We start from the raw sequence: 21,105 nt of genomic DNA on the forward strand, positions 1-21,105 counted from the left end.
GGTCGCCACGCACCTGATGGGTGTGAACGCCGCGACCTCGGTCGAGGTGAGTCAGCGTGTGCTGGCCGATCTCGTCGAGTACCTCGGCGTCGACGTCAGCTTCCTGCGCCACAACGATCACTCGATCCGGGCGTCGGTGCTGGTCGCCGAGTGGCCGGTCCGTCCCGGAATTCCGGACCCCGACCCGTTGGGCGTGGTGTATTTCGCCGACGCCGACCCGGTGTTCGCCCGGTGCGAGCACCAGAAGGAACCGATCGTGTTCCGCCCGGAGCCCTCGACCGAGGAGTACCAGCAGACCATTGCCGAGGGCAGACAGGTTCCCTCGACGTCGATGGCGTGCGTGCCGATGCTCTCGGGCGAGGTCACCTCCGGTGTGCTCGGATTCGTCAAGTTCGGCGACAGAGACTGGACGCCGGAGGAACTCAACGCGCTCAAGGCGATCGCGTCGTTGTTCGCCCAGGTTCAAGCGCGCGTCGATGCCGAGGATCGCCTGCGCTACCTGGCCGAACACGACGACTTGACGGGATTGTGTAACCGGCGCGCGCTGCTGGCGCACCTGGACGCCCGTCTCGAGCGGGGACAACCGGGGCCGGTCTCGGTGCTGTTCTTCGATCTGGACCGGCTCAAGGCCATCAACGACTACCTCGGCCACACCGCCGGTGACTGGTTCATTCGCGTGCTGGCCGAACGGCTGCGTCAAAGCGCTGACGACAGCACATTCCTCGCTCGGCTGGGTGGTGACGAGTTCGTGGCCGTGCCTGCAGGGCCGACGGACGTCGACACCGCCAGGGAACTGGCCTTCCGGCTGCAATCGGCGCTGAACGAGCGGGTGGCGGTCGACGGCGAGAGACTCACCCGGACGGTCAGCATCGGTGTGGCGTTGGGCGAGCCGGGCCGCGACGACACCTCAGACCTCTTGCGGCGCGCCGACCAAGCGGTGCTGACCGCCAAGGCTTCCGGCGGCAACGACGTCGCGGTGTTCACCGAGCAGATGTCGATGGAGTCCGATTTCCGCAACGACATCGAGCTTCACCTGCACAACGTCATCGAAACGGGCGCCCTCCTCTTGCACTATCAGCCCGAGGTCAACATGCGCACCGGCGAGATCCTCGCCGCCGAGGCGTTGGTCCGCTGGCAGCATCCGACGCGCGGCCTGCTTGCACCCGGCTCCTTCATCGGTGTGGCCGAATCCATCAACCTGGCGGGCGAATTGGGGCGCTGGGTGATGAGGACGGCGTGCCGCGAGTTCGCACAGTGGCGCGCGAACGGCGTCGGCCGCGACGCGGTGTTGCGGGTCAACGTCTCGCCGGTCCAACTGGTGAGCGACGGATTTGTGGAATCGGTCGCCGCGACCATCGGCGAGTTCGGCCTCGACGGCGGATCGGTGTGCCTGGAGATCACCGAGAGCGTCGTGGTTCAGGACATCGAAACCACCCGCAAGACGCTGGCCGGTCTCAAACAGGTCGGCGTGCAGGTCGCCATCGACGACTTCGGCACCGGCTACAGCGTGCTGTCGCATTTGAAGTCGCTGCCCGTCGACACCCTCAAGATCGACAAGGGCTTCGTTCGGGAGCTGGGTGAGAATCCCGGCGATCTCGCGATCGTGCGCGCGATCATCGCGCTGGCCGACGCGTTCGGCCTACAGCTCGTCGCCGAGGGTGTGGAGACCGAGGAGGCCGCCCGCACCCTGCTCGAGCATGGATGCCACCGGGCGCAGGGGTTTCTGTTGTCGCGTCCGCTGCCCGCTGCCGAGATGGAATCGCTACTCGCCCAGGGACGGATACCCGTGGACTTTGCCGCATCGCCACGATCCTGAGTGGCGGTACGTCTCACGAAGATTGGCCGGTAGACGGCGGCCGCGCGCATGGCACGCCGCGCCGGACAGTGCGGGCGGCTCGGAGGTGAGCACCTCGACGCGGCCGAACCTGCTGGCGCGCTGTCCGACCAGGCAGACACGCAGGATGTCACCCGACACCGAGCGGCGATCGACCTCGGAAAGTCGCACGGCTCCACTGGTGACGGTGACACCGTGCCGGGCCCGGACCGCCGTCGGTCCGGCGGGAGTCGCGAACACCGCGCCCACCGCGACGCCCTCCTCAAACACCAGGCGTTGCAGCGCGTGCTCGGAGTGCACCTCGATGTCCCGGTCGGCTACGCCCTTGGTGAGCAGATCGAGCACGGAGCCGGCGAGCTCCTCGGTATCGGCGGCGAGCGCACCGATCTCGAGCACCTCGAGGATCTGGCCGTCGGACGCCTGAACAGTCGTCGCGCTCCAATCCGGAAGCCGCGTGGAGAGGTAGCCGAACGGTGTCGCCAGACATTGGGCCGCCCACTCCCGCAAGCGCGCCCCGACGAACGGTGCCACCGTGCGGCCGTTATCAGCGGGCACGTGCGAGGGCACCGCGCGGATCGGCAAGCCGACTTCATTTGACTGGCGATGCGGCGGGCCCAGATCCGACGTCATCTCCTCGAAGAAGTCCCGAGTACTTGCGTCGGCCGCGGTCGTGCCGAGCCAGTTGCGCTCCGCGACGCCCCAATCGGCGACGAACACCTCGCCACCGAGATCGTCGAGCGCGATGGCGTGTGCGAGCCCGGCCGCACCGGCGCCGGCGCACACCACATCGACTTCCTCATCCCACTGCACCGTTAACTTCTCCAGGGTCGCTGAAACTTAGAGTCGGGCCTCGCTGCCGAGACGAATCTCCGCATAACTCCATGGTCGAGCCCGTTCAGAAAGCTGCCATTGCCTGTAGGGCGTTTTCGAGGGGTTTGCCGCTACAGGCAATGGCAACGCGATAGGAAACAACGTGCGCGGCGCCGGGCAGGTCCGCTCGCGGTGAGCACGGGATGCCGGCGACGCAGTGAGACCGACGGGTCGCGATAGGCGTTGGCGCGAACCGAAAGTCATCACGGGGGGTACTTTACATACTTTTCGGATGTTATGGGGGTCTAACTATGACTTAGAGTTTGACGTGTCGGACACAACAATTCGACGTGCGGGATTCTTGGAATAGTCAGACGAAAGATTGCAAGAAGAATCGAATGTGCCGGAAGAACAGGTGGCCACCCGCGTTGTCGCACACAGCTAACTCGAGAGAATTCGTCGAACCGGGGAAGTGGATGGAAGAATTGCAGGGTTGGTTAATTTCAGGCAAACGAGGCCCCCGCTGAACCGCGTACCCCCACCGGCCGAACAGGTCGATCGACGGTCGGACTCGACGCGGCTCCAGATCTTGCGTGCGGCGTCTCGTCTGTTCGCCCGCAGCTCCTACAGCCGGGTCAACCTCGACGACATCCTCTCCGACGCCGCGGTCACCAAGGGGGCGATGTACTTCCACTTCCGTTCCAAACATGCGCTGGCGTCGGCCATCGTCGAACTACGCATGGAGGAAGCGCGGGCATCGGTCGATGAGGTGCTGGCACGCAGATTGTCCGGCCTCGAGACGCTCATCGATCTGTCCTTTCGGCTCGCGATCGACGACATCGGCAGCGAGGTGGCCAGGGCAGGACTGAATCTCCTGGAGTCCATCGGCCGCACCGATGGATTGCAGCCCGACATTCTGCGCACGTGGGTCGAGGGTTACGCGAAGGTCATCGACCGAGCGGTCGCCGAGGGCGACATCCGCGACCACGCCGACACCGCGGCGATCGGCCGCCTTCTGGTATCTGTCTACATGGGCTTACGTCAGACCAGCGATCTCGACGACCCCGAACGCTTCATGCGCGACCTCCAGTCGGCCTGGATGCTGCTTCTGCCCGGCCTTGCCCACCAGGACCGCTTCTCCTATCTCGCCGAGTTCGTCAAGCGGCGCACCGCCGTCGCCGTGAAGAGGGCAACCCCGCTTGGATGATCTATGATCCCCCGACCAGGCCATCTCCACCCGGTTGAGGCCGTCGGAGGATCCGGAGGTACCGGCGATGGCGCGCCAAGCCCGATCTGAGGCGACCCGACGACGGATCATCGACTCGGCCGTGGGATTGTTCAATGAGATCGGTTATGCCACAACGAGTCTGGGCGATATCATCGAGCGCGCGGAAATGACGAAGGGCGCTCTGTACTATCACTTCGATTCAAAGGAGGCGCTGGGCACCGCGATCATCGAGGAAGGCAGCGCGATCCTGTTCCGGGAGTTCGCCAGGATCCGGGAATCGTCGGCACCTGCGCTCGAACGCATCATTCACAGCAGTTTCGTCATCGTGGGCCTCCTCAACACCGACGCCATTGCCCGCAGCAGCATCCATCTGATGCGCGCCTTCGGCGAGTTCCACATAGCGGCGGCCAGCGCCTACTCCCGCTGGCTCGACGAGATCACCTCGCATGCCGTCGAGGCGATCGAAGACGGCGATCTGCGAGCCGAGCTGAATCCGTCAGCCGTCGCCGAGACCATCCTCGGAACGATGGTGGGCGCCGAACTCCTGTCCACGATCATGGCTTCCGGTGTCAACGTGGTCGAGCGCCTCGGGCGGGTATGGGAGATATTGCTGCCGGCCCTGGTGACCGACGAGTCGCTGAGCTATTTCCAGCAGTACCTGGCTCGCGAGTCGATGCGCCAATCCGCCCCGCCCCTCGAGCCCTGACTCACAGTTCGTCGACCCAGAGCTGTTCGGTCAGGTCCTGGAAGGTGGCCAGCGCGACCGGGTCGCTGCCGCGCCGCAGGGCCGATTTGCTCATCCTGGCCCGCACGATCGATCCGTCCCGGTGTAGCAGTTCGACGACCAGCTCCTCGTGCGCGCGCATCACCGACACCGCGGACTCATCGGCGGGCAGGGTGTGGAAGATCTGATGAAAATGCAGCTCGCGGAGCGCATCGGCGGAATAGCCCACCATGTCGGCGAACGCCTCGTTGGCGAATACGATCGCACCGTCTTCTGCGATCGCCAACACCGGTACCGGCAGACGATCGAGCACCACCACAGCCGGCAACTCCCCGAGAACAGCCGTCGGTGATTTCGCAACCTGACCGTCTCGTCGTCGCTCCACGGATTCAATTATGCCGTCGCCCCAGCGCCCCCGTTCCACTATTAGGTACGAGCGCCGTCCACTCAACGCCCCCGGAAAGGCCACCTAGTCAACTAGGTTTACTGTGTAGGGCGTCAAGAGACAGGGGATCGACGATGGACCTGAAGTGGTCACCGGCCGACACGGCGTTTCGTGACGAGGTGCGCAGTTTTCTCGACGAGAAGCTCACGCCCGAGATTCGCCGCGCGGGCCGCCTCATGACGAGCGTCTACGCCGACCACGACGCAAGCATGAAATGGCAGCAGATCCTGCACGAGCGGGGCTGGGCCGCACCGGCTTGGCCGGTCGAGTACGGCGGCTGCGATTGGAGCCTCACCCAGCACTACATATTCAGCCGGGAGTCCACGCTCGCGGGTGCGCCGTCGCTGTCACCGATGGGGATCCGGATGGTTGCCCACGCGCTGATCAAGTTTGGGACCGACGCACAGAAGGACTTCTTCCTGCCCCGCATCCTCACCGGCGAGGTCTTCTTCTGTCAGGGTTACTCCGAACCCGAGGCGGGGTCCGATCTGGCCGCGCTGTCGATGGCGGCGGTCCTCGACGAGTCGGCCGGCGACCTCGTCTGCACCGGCAGCAAGATCTGGACGACGCACGCCCGCGAGGCGAACTGGATGTTCGCGCTGGTGCGCACGTCGAAAGGTCAGAAGAAGCAGCAGGGCATCACGTTCGTGCTCATCGACATGTCCTCCCCCGGCATCGAGATCAGGCCGCTGGTGATGACATCCGGAGAAGAGGTACAGAACCAGGTCTTCTTCGACGAGGTGCGCGTGCCCATGTCGAACGTCCTCGGCGAGATCGATGACGGATGGACCGTCGCCAAGTATCTGCTGGAGTTCGAACGCGGTGGAGGGGCGTCGTCACCGGCACTGCAGGTGATGGCGCAGGAGATCGCCGCCGTCGCGGCCACTGAACCGGGCCCCGGCGGCGGCCGACTGATCGACGACCCCGCCTTCGCCCGCAAGCTGGCCGATGCGCGGATCCGCACCGAGGTGCTCGAGATCCTCGAGTACCGGGTGCTGGCGACGGTGGCCGAAGGTAAGAACCCCGGCGCCGCTTCGTCGATGCTCAAGGTGCTCGCAACCGAGTTGAGCCAGGCGATCACCGAACTCGCCATGGAAGCGGCCGGACCGCGCGGCCGCGTCTACCAGCCGCACGCCACCTGCCCCGGCGGACCGATCGCCGAGTTCGAACCGCCGTCGGACGGATACACCAGCGGTGAACCGTGGCAGGCGGTCGCGCCGTTGCGCTACTTCAACGACCGGGCCGGCTCGATCTACGCCGGCAGCAACGAGATTCAGCGCAACATCCTGGCCAAAGCGGCGCTGGGACTCTGAGGGGCTTGAGATGGACTTCAACCTGAGCAAGGAACAAGAACTGCTGCGCGACGGCTTGAACAAGTTCTTGTCAAGCCGATACGAGCTCGAGAGCAGCCGCGCGGCGGCGAAGTCGGGTGCCGGTTGGCAGCCCGACATCTGGGCCGGGTTCGCCAACGAACTCGGAATCCTCGGCGCCGCGTTGCCCGAGGACCTCGGCGGGATCGGTGGCGGGCCGGTCGAGGTGATGGTGATCGCCGAGGCGCTCGGACATGCGTTGGCCGTCGAGCCGTACGTGGACACCGTTGTCGTGTCCGGTGGCCTGCTGCAGCGTGCGGGCGGTGAGAGGGCTTCGGCGCTGCTCGAGCGGATCGTCGAGGGAACGGCGATCGTCGCGCTGGCGGCGAACGAGTCGGCGTCCGGCCACAATTGGGCGGAGGTGGCGACCAGCGCGGAGCGCGACGGTGACGAATGGGTGCTGCGGGGGTCCAAGATCGTCGTCGCGAGTGCGCCTCTGGCCACTCACCTTCTGGCCACCGCGCGCACCACCAACGGGATCTCGCTGTTTCTCGTCGATCTCGAGTCAGCCGGTGACGCCGTCGCCGCCCACCACTACCGCACCATCGACGACCGCAGGGCATCCGACCTCACCTTCGACGCCCTGCGGCTTCCGGCCGACGCGCTGCTCGGCGAGGAGGGCTCGGCGTGGCCGTCGCTGGCGCAGGCCCGCGACGAAGGAGCCGCCGCGGTCTGCGCGGAAGCGGTCGGGTGCATGCGGAAGGTGTTGGCCGACACCATCGAATACGCCAAACAACGCCAGCAGTTCGGCCAGCCGATCGGCAGTTTTCAGGTGTTGGCGCACCGCATGGTCGACATGTACATGGAAGTCGAACAGGCGGTGTCGGCCACCTACCTGGCGGTCCTCAATCTCGAGGCCGAACCGGATGTGCGGGCACGCGCGGTTTCGGCCGCCAAGGCCACCGTCGGTCGGGCCGCGCGATTCATCGGACAGCAGTCGGTTCAGCTGCACGGCGGTATGGGCATGACCGAGGAACTCGCGATCGGCCACTATTTCAAGCGGCTCACGGCGCTGCAGTACGAGTTCGGCACCACCGACTTCCACGTCACCCGATACGCGGAGCTGACCAGGTCCTGACCCTCGCGTCGGCATGAGGGACCAAAGGCTCTGTCCACATGCACCGCCGACCACCTAACGTGGAGTCGGTCAACCGCCATGTGGCGAAGGGAGAGATCATGGCTGCCGGTCCCAGCGGAATTCTTGTTGGCGTCGACGGATCACCGGACTCGGAGGCCGCCATCCGGTGGGCCACTCGCGAGGCCCTGTTGCGGGACGAACCGATCAGGTTGCTCCATGCGATCGCGCCCGTCGTGGTGACCTGGCCGGTGGCGTATCTGGAAGCCAGCTACGTCGAGTCGATGGAATCCAACGGCCGCGACATCCTCGACGCGGCGCAGAAAAGCGTGCAGGCCGCTGCGGGTGACACGGCGCCGCCGGCCATCGAAACGCACATCGTGAACTCCGCTCCGCCCGCGGCGCTCGTCGCCGCCTCGCGCGACGCATACATGACCGTGTCCGGGTCCCGAGGCCTCGGTGTCCTCGGCCGGGCCTTCCTCGGCTCGGTCAGCAGTGCCCTGCTGCATCACGGACGCGGGCCGATCGCGATCGTGCGCACCGATGACGCGCCCGCCGCCGAGACCAGCGCACCCGTCCTCGTCGGCGTCGACGGATCGCCGGCCTCCGAAGAGGCCACCGCGCTGGCGTTCGACGAGGCCTCGAGGCGTGGGGTGCCGCTCATCGCCATGCACGCGTGGAGCGACGCGTCGTTTCCTTCCATCGGAACCGACTGGGAACGGTACGAAGAGGGCGGGCACCGGATCCTCGCCGAGCGCCTCGCCGGCTGGCAGGAGCGGTACCCGGATGTGCAGGTACAGCGCCGGATCGTCAGCGACGACCCCGCGCGACGGCTCGTCGAGGAGTCGGGCGAGGCTGCGCTCGTCGTCGTCGGCAGCCGGGGCCGCGGCGGATTCTCGAGCCTTGTGCTCGGCTCCGTCGCCACCAAGGTCGCTCAATCGGCCAAGGCACCGGTAATCGTCGTCCGGCCGCGGTGAGCTACCGCGCGGCCCGGAGCCGAAGTTCGACGTAGGCCGTGACAACGTCGGTCAACGCCCGCAGCTCGCGGCCGACGTCGACCGGTTCCTCGACCGCCATCTTGGCCACCATCGCCCCCATCAGCGTGGTCCAGATCAGGTTGCCCACCGCGTCGGCGTGTTTGCGCTCGAGGCCCTCGGCGACGAACCGGCCGAGCCGGGTCAGTGTGGAGAACAGCTCCGCCAGATGACGCTGCTGAGCATCGGCGCGCCCGGTTCGGGTGGCGATCAAGATTTCCAGCGCCGCAACGGATGTCGGGCTCAGGAAGGCGTCGGCGACCGCGTTGATCACCAGTTCGGTGCGCGCGCGCCCGTGGTGCTCCCCCAGTTCGGCCTGGACGTCGTGCAGGCAGGCCACCAGTTGCCCGAAGCCCTCGTCGACGACGGCCATCAACAACGCGTCCCGGTCACCGAAGTGGTACTGGATCACCCCCCAGGTCACGCCCGCGCGTTCGGTGATGTGCTTGGCGCTCGCCGCGGCGAATCCCTCCTCGAGGACGCAGCGCACCGTCTCCTCGATGACCATCGCGCGGGTGCGATCCGCGCGGACCTGCTTGCCGTTGGGCGGGCGGCGCGGCGCGACGTTGGCGGCCTGGGGCATTCCTACCTCTTGAAGCGGCCGGCGAACCCGCGCAGTGGCAGGTCGGCGCTGGTGATCAACCCCGGCGGCGCGGCCACCACAGACCGGATGGCATGCAGCGCAGGCATTCCCGTGACCGTCATGCCGATGGAGGCGAAGTCCTCGGGATTCGACAGGTCCACGCCGGGCTTCGGGAAGATCATGTGCTTGTTGTACACGCACGGGTCACCCTTGATCTGGGTGATGTAGCAGCCCTTGATATCCCAGTGTGGGTCGGTGTGCGGTGTCATCTGCCATTCCAGATGTGTCTCCACCCGCGGGACCCCGTCGACCATGCCCTGGTACTTGATGTAGTTCCCGCCCAGCGAGCCCTTCGGAAGCTGATACCAGCCGAGGTCCACATCCTTTGTGCAGGCGCCCAATTCGTAGCTGAACTTGACCTCGTCGAGTTCCAGATCGAAGCAGTCGGCCATCATCAGCACGCTGTCGGCGAACACCCGGGTGTACTTCTCCAGCTTGCCCGGGATCTGCGGATCGTCCACGGGTTGGCCGTAGCCGACCTCGATCCAGGTGTCGCGCGAGTGATGGCACGACACGTCGACGGACTCGATCGTGGTGACGTTCTCGATCTCGGCGACGTCGGCCGAACACACGACGCCGAGAATCTGGTTGAGGCCGGGGTTCATCCCGGTGCCGTAGAACGTGGAACCGCCTTTGCGACAGGCTTCTTCGAGGAGCTGGGACACGGACTTACCCGAGGGATGCGGATGGTTGGTGTCGCGGTGCCAGCCGGTGATCCAGTCGGCCGTGGTGACGATGTTGATGCCCGCCTCGAGAACCCGGACGTAGAGGTCCTCATCGGGGAACACGCCGTGGAAGGTCAGCACATCGGGTTCGGCGGCGAGGATCTCCTCGACCGTGCCGGTGGCCGTCACCCCGATCGGGTCGATGCCGACGATCTCACCGGCGTCACGTCCGACCTTTTCAGGTGTGTAGCAGTGCAGTCCGACGAGCTCGAGATCCGGATGCTCCCCGATCCGCTTGATCATCTCGGTCCCGAGGTTGCCCGTGGCAACCTGGAAGACACGTGTCGGGCGGGCGGGGTGTGCGGTCATCGGGTCGGGCCTTTCTCGGATGACGTGGTGGCGCGGGATGTTTCGAGGTCCGCGGCATTGCCGCCGCGGCCGTCGGGATAGAACTGGATCGCCCATTTGCGTAATGCGGTGAAACCCTCGTACTCGGCCGTCGCCAGCGCGGGCGGGTCGGAATAGCGCTGGTGCGACCAGATGTGCACATCCTGGGTGAATTGGCGGATGACCTCGGCGCCGAACTCGGTGGCCTTGGCCTCGGCCCGTTGGTCGTCGCGGCCGGGGGTCCGTCCGATGTAGACCATGAACCGGACATCCGATGTTCGGTCGTCCACGGGGGTGATCGCCGAGATCGTCCGGTTGTCCACCATGCCCCAGCTCTTGGTCACCGCGATGCCGAGACCACCGTTGATGGCTTCCACACCGCTTCGGACGTCGTCGATCGACTGGGTCTCGTCGCCTTCGAAGGTGATAGTGAAGTCGACATACGACCACGGCTCGGCGAAGTCGTGGCGAGTGAAGACCGGGATGATCGGTGTTTTGTGCACGAACTTGAAGTGCGCGAAATCGACGCCGTTCTCCAGCACGTACTGAGGATGCAGTTCGAGGCCCTCGCGGTGCAGCGTCATCGGCGGGTAGTAGTCGGCAGCGGTGCGGGTGTCACCGAAACTGCCGAAGATGTCCGGCGCGTCGAAATAGGGTGCACGTCCGTCGATGTCGTGCCAGATGTAGATCGAGTCGTTGCGTTCGGTGACGGGGTAGCTGCGGATCCGACGGCCGCGGTTCGGCCGGTCCTGGTACGGGATACAGACGTTGCGGCCTTCGGAGTTCCACTGCCAGCCGTGGAACGGGCACTCGATGACGTCACCCTCGACATGGCCGCCGTAGCCCAGATGGGCCCCCAGGTGCTCGCAGTACGCGTCCATCACCACGGCCTGGCCGGAAGATGTTCGCCAGGCGATCATCTCGCGGTCGAAGTACTTCATCCGCCGGACGTCGCCGGGCTTGAGCTCTGCCGACCACGCGACCTGGAACCATCCGGTCGGCTTCATCGACAGGGGTGGCTTGGCCATCGACGTCCTCTCGGGCTGCGCTGCCACTGGGTCTCGGTCCGACAAATGATAGAGCACTCAATGTAAAAATGGCCAGGGTATTTCGCCGCAGGCGGGCCTCACCGCAGAATGACGTCGTGACCAACCGAATCCAGGAGCTCCTCGGCGTCGACTTCCCCGTCGTGCAGGCGCCCATGACCTACATCGCGCGGGCCGAACTGGCCGCGGCGGTCTCCGAGGCCGGCGGCCTGGGCATGATCGAGACGCTGACCGAGGACGGCCGCGCCGATCTGCAGCGGGTGCGGGAGCTCACCGACAAGCCGGTCGCGGCCAACCTGATGATCCAAGGCTGGAAGGCCGACCCGTCGATCGTCGACATCTTGGCCGCGGCCGGGGTGAACCACGTCTTCACCTCGGCGGGCGATCCGGCGTTGTTCACCGCACGCCTGCACGACGCCGGCATGACGGTCGTACACGTCGTCGGATCCTTGAAGGGCGCGCGCAAGGCGGCCGATGCCGGCGTCGACGCGTTGGTGGTCGAGGGCGTCGAAGGCGGCGGGTTCAAGTCGCTGCTGGGCGCGTCGACGATGGTGCTTCTCCCGTTGGTCGCCGAGAACGTGGACCTGCCGATCATTGCGGCGGGAGGTATGTGCGACGCCCGCTCGGCGGCCGCGGCGCTGGTCCTCGGCGCCGAAGGCGTCCAGATGGGCACCCGGATGCTGGCCAGCGTCGAGGCGGCCGTGCACGCGAATTTCAAGGACGCGATCGTGACGGCCGACGACTCCGGGACCGTGCTGCTCGACATCCCCGGCAACCCGACGATGCGCGTCCTGCGCACCGGGCTGGCCGCACGGGTCGCGGCTCACGACCCGGGCGCCCGCCTGCTGGGCAAGATCACCGAGCTGTACTTCGACGGCGATATGGACGCCAGTGTGGCCAACACCGGACAGGTCTCGTCCCGGATCGGCGAGCTGCTGCCGGTCGCGGACATCGTGCGGCGCACATGGACCGAGATCGATGCGGCGTTGACCGACGCCAAATCGAGGATGTAGCCGCAGGCTAGGCGACGCGTTCGTGGCTGCGCGCCAGGCGGTCCGCCTCCGGGCACACCGCGCGTTTGGTGCGCGGCCCACGGGCGCGCTGTCGTAGCGCAACCATGGAGCCCGCGCGGACGACGCCCAGCGGACCCGGTCCGGCGAACCGCGCGATACCGGAGGCTCGCAGCGCGACAGCGGCTTTCGCCTGCCGGTAGCCGACACGGATGCCCGCGGCGGCGACGATGAGCAAGGCGCCGACACCCGGCAACGCCAGAGCAGCCAGAGCCGTCAACGATGCCGGCACCAGGACCGCCTCGATGACGTGCTCGAAGATGGACTTCGCACTGGCGGGCGCCGCGGCGGTGCTCAGCGGCACCGTTCCCGAGACCGAGAGCGGTTGGACGGTGTCAGTGGTGGCCACCTTGCCCTGTACCGGGGGCGGGGCCATGGTGCCGAACAACGACCCGCTGTCCGCGGGGACCACGGGCCGCGTGGCTTCACCCGGATGGGGTCCGACCAGTGTTCCGCCGGTCGGGGCGTTGACCTTCCTGGCGTCCAGCGTGCCGCTTCCACCGATGAACGACTGGGGCGGACCGGCCGAAGTGGGGATGCCCAGCATGGCGTAGAAGTCCGACGGCACCCGCGTGACTGCGCCGGCCACGGTCGTCAGCATGGTCTGCAGCGAGGTGATCGCATCTCGGACCGGCGTCTTCGATGTCTGCAGCGCGGCGAGCGACTCCGACCACGTCACCATCGCGCCATTGATGGTGACGAACGCGTTGGTCAGCGGATCGGCGGTCTTGGCCTCCGGCGTGACCGGGGCATCGACCTCAACTGCGGGTGTCGTCCCCGTCTGCGGCGTCGTCCCCGTCTGCGGGGTCGGTGACGCCGCGGCATCGTCTGCGGCGGAGTTCGAGTCGGGTTGAGTTCCCGAGGCGTCGGCGGGCACCGTCGGCACCGGGCCCTCAGCACCGGTTTCGGTCTCCGTCGTCAGTTCCTGGGTGGCGGGGCCGGTTGCGTTCTCGGTGGTCTCCGCCTCGATGCCGAGTTCAGTCCCCTGCGGATCGGATGTGGTCTTGGCATCGTCGACCGCCGCGGTCTCGTTGTCGGACGCGAGGTCGGAACCCTCCAGCTTCGCGTCCTTCTCGGCCTGCGTCTCGACGCCGCCGCGCAGGATGGTCGTCGGCCGGTTGAATCCGTTCTGCCGCGAGGGCGACTGCCGGGAGAAATCCGGGAGGCGCAGCCGGAAGCGCCGGTCGATCTTCGGAGTGGTGTTGGTCGCGGTCCCGGTGGTCGCGCCGGGAGTCTCCGAACCGTCGGCGCTGGTGGTGGAACCCGGGCCCGCCCCGGTCGAGCCGCTCGTTCCCGCGCTACTCGAGTCGTCAGCACTGGCGATGGCGCCGCCGGCGCCGAACAGCAATCCGGCAGCGAGTACACATACACCCGCCGTGACGCGCAAAGGTGACGTGGGAATGATCGCCTCCGTCCGAAAAGAGAACCCTCGTTGAGAGAGGGTTTGATAGACGATTGTTACATAGATATAGCCCCGCAATACAGAGCTATTGGTGACGTTTGCGAGTGGATTGCTGCAAATCTTTGCCGACCGAAGAACCATCGTGAATGGCGGCTCAAGATCAACCTCGCCGCGACTGGTTCACAAGTCGAGGTCCGGAATGGCGACGACTGGTTCGCGGGGTGGGCAGCGCGGCCTCATCCTCCGCCATCGGGGCAGGTCGTGGTCGGTGACCACCCCGCCATGACACCGCGACGTCCGAGCCGGAGGTCCACTGGGAAACGTGCGCTTCCCGGAGGCGAAACCAAATCGCCGGAACATTGATCTTGGTGACCATTTAGTAGCCGGGAAACGGTCCGCTGGAACGAGGACACGGCGTTTTAAGCGGAAGGTCTAAACAGCCCCGCCGCGGGCGAGCGCTGACAGACTGTCCACGAACCGGTGGCGCGTGGCGTCACCGCTAGTGAGTGAGGTCCGGTGGAAGGCGGAACGCAGATGACGGTGAGCGCTGACGAAGGTGTGCGAGACAGCCGAGACAGCGCCGTCAAGAAGGGGGACGTGCACTACGACCCCCACCTCAACCGCGATGCCGATCCGATGTTCGCCCGGATCCGCGTGCACGCGCCGCTGTACTACAGCGCCGAGCACCACTTCCATGCGCTGAGCCGCTACGCCGATGTCGACGCAGCGCTGCTGTTCAGCTCGGCGCGCGGGGCGGTTCTGGAGAGCATCAAAGCCGGTCGGGGCAACGCGCTCGCAGGACTGGAGGGACGGATCGCGCTGGACGAGATTCTTCAACGATTCCCGGACTGGCACGTCGACCTCACCGATGCCGAACTCAGCCCGACGTCCACCGTGCGTGGATGGGACTCGATGCCTGCCGTGGTGGTTTGACGGACGAGCGATACGCATAACGATCAGAGTCTTCGCCGCTGACGAATTCGATTGCGTCGGAGGCGTTCAGCTGCCCGGCTGCCGGGCCGCCTACTGGAGATGACACAAAGTGGAGGAAGCGACGATGCCAGAGTACGACTACGAAGAGATGAAGCGGGAAGCCGAGCAGCACATCCGGTTCGAGAAGGACCGGAAGAACCGGATCGCCTACATCACGTTCAACCGGCCTGAGGCGCAGAACTCGACGACGATGGGCATGCGCCAGCTCTACGCCGACATGATCCACAAGTGCAACGTCGACGACGACGTCAAGGTCGTCGTGATCCGCGGTGAGGGAGAGGATTTCGGTAGCGGCGGCGATCTTCCCGAACAGCGGGACATGCTCGAGAACCCGGGCATGCCGCTGCTGCACGAACTCGCGATCAACGACGACGACGTCAAGTACCCGCCCGGCGGCTCGTATCGCTACCTGTCGACGGTGACCGACTTCTACGCCAAGGCGCGTGCCGGCAACCGGCCGCTGCAGGAACTTCGCAAGGTCAGCATCATCGAAGCGAAGGGGTATTGCTACGGCTGGCATTTCTATCAGGCGGGCGACGCCGATCTCGTGGTCTCCTCCGACGACGCGCTCTTCGGCCATCCGGCGTTCCGTTATGTCGGCTGGGGCCCGCGGTTGTGGTGGTGGGCCGAGACGATGGGCTTGCGCAAGTTCTCCGAGATGTTGTTCACCGGCCGGCCGTTCAGCGCGAAAGAGATGTACGAGTGCGGCTTCCTCAACAGCGTCGTGCCCAGAGACCAGTTGGAAGCCGAGACCGAGAAGTACGCGCTCGCCTGCTCGAAGTCGCGTCCGACCGACACGGTCGCGGTGCAGAAGACCTTCCTCGAGTTGTACAAGCAGCACAAGGGCGAGTACTTCGGCAGCCTGTTGACCGGCATGGTCGAGGGGATGCTGCCGCTGATCCAGAACGACCAGCGCAACGACGTCGATCTCACCGAGGGCACCTTCGAGAAGGGGCTCAACAACGTGGTCAAGGACAACGATATGAACTTCCCACCGGAGTGGCGGCTGAGCCGGTCGGGACGCAACAAGCCCTGACCGGCATGTCGGCGCTGACCGGCTTCCGGATCGTCGAAGTGGCCGAGCGGGTCGCCGGTGAGTACTGCGGCAAGCTGCTCGCCGATCTGGGCGCCGACGTCATCAAAGTCGAACGGCCCGGGTGGGGCAGTCCCACCCGGGCCATGGCCCCCCTCATCGGTGGCGATGACGGTCCCGAGCGCAGCGCGCTGTTCGCCTACCTCAACACCAGCAAGCGATCCGTCGAATTCGACGCCGCCGCAACACATGAGTTGATCGCCACCGCCGACGCGGTGATCGACGACCACAGCGCAACCTGGGCCTCCGAGCACGGAGTGACAGCAGCCGAGGTCGCCCGTCGTCATCCCCACGTGGTGTTCTGCGCCGTCACGCCATTCGGCCGCACCGCACCGATCGCACTCGACAACGCGGTGGGGCTGAACGTCTTTCACGCCAGCGGGTGGGGCTACCACACTCCCAGCCACGCCGACCCGGACCGGCCGCCGTTGAAGGGACCCGGCCGGTTCCTCACCGACTACGAAGGCGCTCTGGATGCCGCCCTGTGTGTGATGTCGGCGCTGTTCGACCGCATGCACACCGGGCGGGGCGAGTACATCGACGTGTCAGCGCAGGCCGTCATGGCTTCCCGGGCCGATTGCATCCTGGGCCGGTTCATCACCGGGGAGATCGCGCCGCAGAATCGCCGCGACGACTACGACCAGGCCGGACCCGCGACGTCTTTCGCCTCGAGCGACGGCTTCGTCTACCTCTACATGACCAACCGCGCGCACTGGCTGGGCCTCAAAACGCTGATGGGTACCCCGGCATGGCTCGACGAATTCGAGGACGACTGGCTGGAATTCGGCGTCACGCCCCAGAAAGTCGCCGACTTCCGGCGCGGCTTCGCCGACTGGATGCGCGACCGGCCGGGTGCGGACACCGCGGAATCCGCGCAGGGACTCGACGTTCCCTTGGTACCGGTGAACGGCGCGGCCGAACTCCTGCGTTCACCGCAGTACCGGCACCGGGAATTCTTCTGTGAGGTCACCCATCCCGCACTGGGCACAAGCGCCTACCCCACCGTGGGTTACCGACTGAGCGCGACGCCGGCCCGCATCGCTCGCCCCGCACCCTGGCTCGGCCAGCACACCGACGAGGTCCTGGCCGAACTCTCGCGCCCGCACACCCCGCCCGCGGTGCGCAACCCTCAACTCAAGACCCCGAACGATTCGCGGGGTGGTCCGCTGCAAGGTGTACGCGTCGTCGAGCTGACCAAGGTGTGGGCGGGACCCTACGCCGGCAAGTTGCTGGCCTTCCTCGGCGCCGAGGTGATCAAGGTCGAGTGCTCGGCCACTCCCGAGGAGATGCGCGCCTACGGCGGCACCGACATCAACCACGCCCCCTATTTCCTGAGCATCAACCCCGAGATCCTCAGCGTCGACCTCGACATCAAGACTCCCCGGGGCCGGGATGCCCTGTTGGCATTGATTTCTCGCAGCGACATCGTGCTCAACAACCTGCGGCCCGGCGCCATGGAACGCCAAGGCCTCGGATACCGGGACCTGACCGCGCTCAAACCGGACATCATCTCGGTGTCGGTCAAGATGTGGGGTAACGACGGGCCGCTGGGCCACCAGACCGGCTACGCGCCGTGTTTCGCCGCCCTGGCGGGCCTCGCCTCGCTGGTCGGCTATCCGGACGGCCCTCCGCTCGGGGCGAGCATGCGCTACGGCGATTCCACCGTGGGTGCGGCCGCGGCGATGTCCGCCGTGGCGGCGCTACTGCACCGAGAGCGCACCGGGCAGGGCCAATTCGTCGACGTCTCCGCCGTCGAGGTGCTCTCATCGATGGTGGGCGACTGCCTGTTCGAGCAGAATCTGACCGGCATGCTGCTGGGGCCCGACGGCAACCGCAACCCCGACATGGCGCCGCACGGCTGCTATCCCTGCGCGGGCGGTGACTGGATCGCGGTCGCCGTCGCGGACGACGATGTCTGGCACCGAATGTGCGGCGCGCTGGGCGCCGGTGTGCTCGCCGCCCGTTATCCGACGGTGGATGCGCGGCAATCCAACGCGGCGGCCCTGGATGCCGAGCTGAGCGCGTTGACCCGCCATCATGACGCTGCCGACCTCGCGTGTCGGTTGCGTTCTTTCGGCGTGCCCGCGGCCAAGAGTGCAACGGCCACCGAGGTCATCGGTGACGAGATGCTCTGGGAACGCGGCACGTATCGGTTCGTGTCGGACCGGCTCGAGGGACAGCGACCCGTGCTGGGGCCGTCGTGGCTGATGACGCGTCCCGCCCGGATCGAGCGTGGAGCACCGATTCTGGGCGAACACAACGACTATGTGCTCGGTGACATCCTCGGGCGCACGGACGGGGGGAACAGATGACCGCGTTGGCCGGGACGGTGGCGTTGGTGACGGGCGCCAGCAGTGGGATCGGTGCGGCAACCGCGCGTGCGCTGGCCGTCGAGGGCGCGTCGATCGCGTTGCTGGCTCGGCGCTCTGAGCGCTTGAGGGCGGTCGCCGGGGAGATCGAGGAGGCGGGAGGCAGGGCACTGGTGGTGCCCGCCGATGTGACCGATGCCGATCAGGTGGCGGGCGCGGTGGCGACGACCGTCGACGAGTGGGGGCGCCTCGACACGTTGATCAACAACGCCGGCTTGCTGCGGATGGGTGTGGCTGCCGAAGCGGCGCTGGCCGACTGGGACGCCCTGGTGTCGGTCAACATTCGAGGCGTCCTGTACGCCACGCGTGCGGCGCTGCCCCATCTGATCGCCGCGGCCTGCGATTCTGTCCGCGGTGTCGCCGACGTGGTCACGATCAGCTCCACGGGCGGGCGGGTGGCGCGGCCGGGAACCGCCGTCTACTCGCTGACCAAGTTCGGCGTCAACGCGTTCAGCGAGGGCATTCGCCAGGAACTCATCGGTAACCGCGTCCGCGTGGGAATCGTCGAACCGGGCACCGTCGAGACCGAGATCTTCGATCACCTTGACCCGCAGGCGCTTACGGCTCGACAATCCAGGACAACCGGGATGGTCAAACTGAGGCCCGAGGACGTCGCGGATGCCGTGAGGTACATGGTGACACGCGACCGGCACGTCGCGGTCAACGAGTTCCTCGTTCGCGCGGCGGAACAGACATGGTGAAGATCGACTGGGTGCGCGGCGACGCGACCGGACTCGCGTTCCCCGCCCATCCCGACTCGCTGCGGGCGGCCGGAACCGGCTTTCTCACCGAGGCGTTCCGCGCCTACGGTGCGCTGCCCGACGACAACGAGGTGGTCGCGGTCGAGCGCTTCGAGGAGGTGTCCGGCGGCAGCACCGGACGCAAGGCCCTGCTGAGCGTGCGTTACGCGCGCCAGCATCCCGACGCGCACACCGACCTGTTCGTGAAGTTCTCCCGGGACTTCGACGACGCGGTGCGCGATATCGGTCGCACCCAGATGGAGTCCGAAACCCGGTTCGCCGCGCTCACCCGCGCCCCGGGCTTTCCGATCGCCGTGCCGGCCACCGTGTTCTCCGACTTCCACCGCGAAACCGGCACCGGGTTGATGATCAGCGAGCGGATCGCGTTCGGCGCTGACGCGATCGAACCGCAGTACCACAAGTGCCTGGACTACGAAATGCCGGACCAGCCAACACATTATCGTGGGTTGTTGACCGCGGTGGCCCGGCTCGCGGGAACCGAGCGGTCTGGCGTGCTGCCCGCCGATCTGATCGCACAGTTTCCGGTGGACCTGCGGGCGGCGACGGTGGGCCAACCGCCGGCGTACACCGCCGGTCAACTCGAGCGCCGCCTACGCCGGCTCGCCGAATTCGTCGAGCATCACCGGGGTCTGTTCGCGCCCAACGTGCGGTCGTCGTCGTTCCTGTCTCAGATCACCACGGAGGCAACGGAGTTGATGAGGCGCGAAGGGGAAGTGTGGCAGCAGCTGAGCGTCGACCCCGACTACCTCGCGCTGTGCCACTGGAACGCCAACGTCGACAACGCCTGGTTCTGGCGCGACGACGACGGAGAGTTGCGCTGCGGGCTGATGGACTGGGGCTGCGTCAGCCGGATGAACGTGTCGATGGCCGTCTGGGGATCTCTGTCGGGAGCCGAGACATCGTTGTGGGACCACCATCTCGACGAGCTGCTCGAGATGTTCTGCAAGGAGGTGCTTGCCAGCGGTGGTCCGATGCTCGACCCCGCCGCGGTACAGCGATGCCTTGTCCTGTACGCGACGCTGATGGGTGTCACCTGGCTACTCGACGTCCCGGCGTTGATCCGCAAGCGGCTGCCCGATGCCGACCCGCACACCACCCGCACCGATCCGCGTATCCGGTCCGACGAGAGTGTGCGCGCGCCGTTGCAGATGCTGATCAATGTGCTGAACCTGTGGCAGACGCGTGGTGGTGTGACGAAACTTGGTGCGCTCTAAGGCATCAGGGCGCGCACCTGCTCGCGAGCGAAGAACTCCTGATCCTCGCCCCACCCCTGCCGGCCGTCCCATCGCCAATCGGTCAGCGTCCAGAACGTCATCCGTCCCGGCCAGCCGAGCCAGCGCAACGCGGTGCGCACATCGCCTTCGGCGTGCAGGGCCCGACCGCGGTCGTCTTCTGCGTCGAGCACCACCCGCACGGGAGCGCCCGCGCGGCGGTCGAGCACACGGCGCTCGCCGGTCACGAGTTCCCCCACCGTTCCGTCGCGCAGCAGATACCCACCGATCACGCGGTCGACACCGGACCGGGTCGCCATCGTGATGGCATGCCAGCTGGACTCGGCGTCGGCGATGGCCCACAGATAGTCACCGGAGCGGCGGGCCCCGGGGCGGTGCGGGCCCCACGTGCGGTCCCGCATCGAGAAGCAGTCGATGTCGAGGCGCTCGCCGTTCAGCGTCGCGGTGCCCCGCATGCGGCCCGGTTGGTCGAAGTGGCAGTGCTGTGGGGATGCGCCACCGAGGACATGTGGCGCCATCAGCGAGGTCCACTCGAGGTCGAGGTCGAGTCCCAGTTCCGAGTAGGACAGCCGGTAGCGGTGCATCGGTTCGACGACCCTGTGACGCAACGAGTTCGGGAGTCGGAAGTCGGTGAAATCCAATGTCCCGGTCGGAGGTTGGATCCAGCGCCAGTCGTAGAACAGGCAGTCGTAGGTCTGCTCGCCACCGGGGTCCCAGATCGCGGGCCCGCCTCCGCTGGTCCCGGTGCGGACGTCGTGGAAGTAGTACACGAATCCGTTGATGTCGCGCTCGGGGATCGCGAAGTTGAACCATCCGCTCTCGTTCCAGTGCGGATCGTCGGTGGCGGAGTGGAAAACCTCGTCGGCCGCGGTGATCGCGTCGGTTGTCATGGCGCTCGATCCAGGTAGGTCACGGCCGTGTGCT

At 66.6% G+C, this 21,105-nt stretch carries 18 protein-coding genes and 1 pseudogene; 12 read left to right on the plus strand and 7 right to left on the minus strand.

Going from position 1 to position 21,105, the window contains the following annotated elements:
• Positions 1-16 precede the first annotated feature (16 nt).
• A complete protein-coding gene (locus RMCN_RS25380) occupies positions 17-1,816 on the plus strand; it encodes a bifunctional diguanylate cyclase/phosphodiesterase (protein ID WP_067395230.1) in 1,800 nt (599 codons plus the stop codon).
• Here RMCN_RS25380 and RMCN_RS25385 read toward each other — a convergent pair.
• Positions 1,763-2,644: an FAD-binding protein gene (locus RMCN_RS25385; protein WP_067395121.1), complete on the minus strand. Its 882-nt coding sequence runs from the start codon at positions 2,642-2,644 to the stop codon at positions 1,763-1,765. The two genes, RMCN_RS25380 and RMCN_RS25385, sit on opposite strands and share 54 nt — an antisense overlap.
• Positions 2,645-3,167: 523 nt before the next feature.
• On the opposite strand from RMCN_RS25385, the gene RMCN_RS25390 reads away from it, so the two are divergent.
• Entirely contained in the window at positions 3,168-3,851 is a 684-nt protein-coding gene (locus tag RMCN_RS25390) for a TetR family transcriptional regulator (RefSeq protein ID WP_067395233.1), read from the plus strand.
• A 67-nt stretch (positions 3,852-3,918) separates the two neighbouring features.
• Positions 3,919-4,578, plus strand: coding sequence for a ScbR family autoregulator-binding transcription factor (locus RMCN_RS25395; protein ID WP_067395124.1), 660 nt, complete (start codon positions 3,919-3,921; stop codon positions 4,576-4,578).
• Position 4,579: 1 nt separating this feature from the next.
• On the opposite strand, the gene RMCN_RS25400 is transcribed toward RMCN_RS25395, so the two are convergent.
• Positions 4,580-4,981, minus strand: coding sequence for a PAS domain S-box protein (locus RMCN_RS25400; RefSeq protein WP_064414387.1), 402 nt, complete (start codon positions 4,979-4,981; stop codon positions 4,580-4,582).
• 134 nt (positions 4,982-5,115) lie between these two features.
• Between RMCN_RS25400 and RMCN_RS25405 the strand changes: the two genes are divergently transcribed.
• From RMCN_RS25405 to RMCN_RS25415, 3 genes are all read left to right on the plus strand, one after another.
• Positions 5,116-6,354: an acyl-CoA dehydrogenase family protein gene (locus tag RMCN_RS25405; RefSeq protein ID WP_067395127.1), complete on the plus strand. Its 1,239-nt coding sequence runs from the start codon at positions 5,116-5,118 to the stop codon at positions 6,352-6,354.
• 10 nt (positions 6,355-6,364) lie between these two features.
• Entirely contained in the window at positions 6,365-7,489 is a 1,125-nt protein-coding gene (locus RMCN_RS25410; protein ID WP_067395130.1) for an acyl-CoA dehydrogenase family protein, read from the plus strand.
• A 98-nt stretch (positions 7,490-7,587) separates the two neighbouring features.
• Positions 7,588-8,463, plus strand: a complete 876-nt coding sequence (locus RMCN_RS25415; protein WP_067395237.1) for a universal stress protein — start codon at positions 7,588-7,590, stop codon at positions 8,461-8,463.
• Between the two features lies 1 nt (position 8,464).
• On the opposite strand, the gene RMCN_RS25420 is transcribed toward RMCN_RS25415, so the two are convergent.
• The 3 genes from RMCN_RS25420 to RMCN_RS25430 are packed head-to-tail and all read right to left on the minus strand — an operon-like array spanning position 8,465 to position 11,243.
• Positions 8,465-9,103: a TetR/AcrR family transcriptional regulator gene (locus tag RMCN_RS25420; protein WP_067395133.1), complete on the minus strand. Its 639-nt coding sequence runs from the start codon at positions 9,101-9,103 to the stop codon at positions 8,465-8,467.
• Between the two features lie 2 nt (positions 9,104-9,105).
• Positions 9,106-10,197: an NAD(P)H-dependent amine dehydrogenase family protein gene (locus RMCN_RS25425; RefSeq protein ID WP_067395136.1), complete on the minus strand. Its 1,092-nt coding sequence runs from the start codon at positions 10,195-10,197 to the stop codon at positions 9,106-9,108.
• Positions 10,194-11,243 carry a Rieske 2Fe-2S domain-containing protein gene (locus tag RMCN_RS25430; protein ID WP_064414434.1) on the minus strand — a complete coding sequence of 350 codons (1,050 nt, stop codon included), beginning with the start codon at positions 11,241-11,243 and terminating at the stop codon, positions 10,194-10,196. The genes RMCN_RS25425 and RMCN_RS25430 overlap by 4 nt, the downstream gene beginning before the upstream one ends.
• A 68-nt stretch (positions 11,244-11,311) precedes the next feature.
• Here RMCN_RS25430 and RMCN_RS25435 point away from each other — a divergent pair, with 68 nt between their 5' ends.
• Positions 11,312-12,274, plus strand: coding sequence for an NAD(P)H-dependent flavin oxidoreductase (locus tag RMCN_RS25435; RefSeq protein ID WP_165604482.1), 963 nt, complete (start codon positions 11,312-11,314; stop codon positions 12,272-12,274).
• A 7-nt stretch (positions 12,275-12,281) separates the two neighbouring features.
• Here RMCN_RS25435 and RMCN_RS25440 read toward each other — a convergent pair whose 3' ends face one another.
• Positions 12,282-13,679, minus strand: a complete 1,398-nt coding sequence (locus RMCN_RS25440; protein WP_131808604.1) for a hypothetical protein — start codon at positions 13,677-13,679, stop codon at positions 12,282-12,284.
• A gap of 837 nt (positions 13,680-14,516) precedes the next feature.
• Between RMCN_RS25440 and RMCN_RS25445 the strand changes: the two are divergent.
• From RMCN_RS25445 to RMCN_RS25465, 5 genes and pseudogenes are all read left to right on the plus strand, one after another.
• Positions 14,517-14,666: pseudogene (locus tag RMCN_RS25445) on the plus strand (cytochrome P450); the annotation flags it as partial.
• Between the two features lie 124 nt (positions 14,667-14,790).
• On the plus strand, positions 14,791-15,762 hold the full coding sequence (locus RMCN_RS25450) for an enoyl-CoA hydratase/isomerase family protein (protein ID WP_067395146.1): 972 nt from the start codon (positions 14,791-14,793) through the stop codon (positions 15,760-15,762).
• Between the two features lie 5 nt (positions 15,763-15,767).
• The gene (locus tag RMCN_RS25455; protein ID WP_067395240.1) at positions 15,768-18,131 is read left to right on the plus strand and encodes a CaiB/BaiF CoA transferase family protein; all 2,364 of its coding nucleotides are present in this window, start codon (positions 15,768-15,770) and stop codon (positions 18,129-18,131) included.
• Positions 18,128-18,889, plus strand: coding sequence for an SDR family NAD(P)-dependent oxidoreductase (locus RMCN_RS25460; protein WP_067395149.1), 762 nt, complete (start codon positions 18,128-18,130; stop codon positions 18,887-18,889). Before RMCN_RS25455 ends, RMCN_RS25460 begins: the two co-directional genes overlap by 4 nt.
• Positions 18,883-20,163, plus strand: a complete 1,281-nt coding sequence (locus RMCN_RS25465; protein WP_067395152.1) for a hypothetical protein — start codon at positions 18,883-18,885, stop codon at positions 20,161-20,163. The genes RMCN_RS25460 and RMCN_RS25465 overlap by 7 nt, the downstream gene beginning before the upstream one ends.
• Here RMCN_RS25465 and RMCN_RS32230 read toward each other — a convergent pair.
• Positions 20,160-21,071: a DUF7064 domain-containing protein gene (locus RMCN_RS32230; RefSeq protein ID WP_067395243.1), complete on the minus strand. Its 912-nt coding sequence runs from the start codon at positions 21,069-21,071 to the stop codon at positions 20,160-20,162. The two genes, RMCN_RS25465 and RMCN_RS32230, sit on opposite strands and share 4 nt — an antisense overlap.
• Positions 21,072-21,105: the final 34 nt, after the last annotated feature.

The sequence above is a fragment of the Mycolicibacterium novocastrense genome, assembly GCF_001570485.1.
Lineage (GTDB): Bacteria > Actinomycetota > Actinomycetes > Mycobacteriales > Mycobacteriaceae > Mycobacterium > Mycobacterium novocastrense.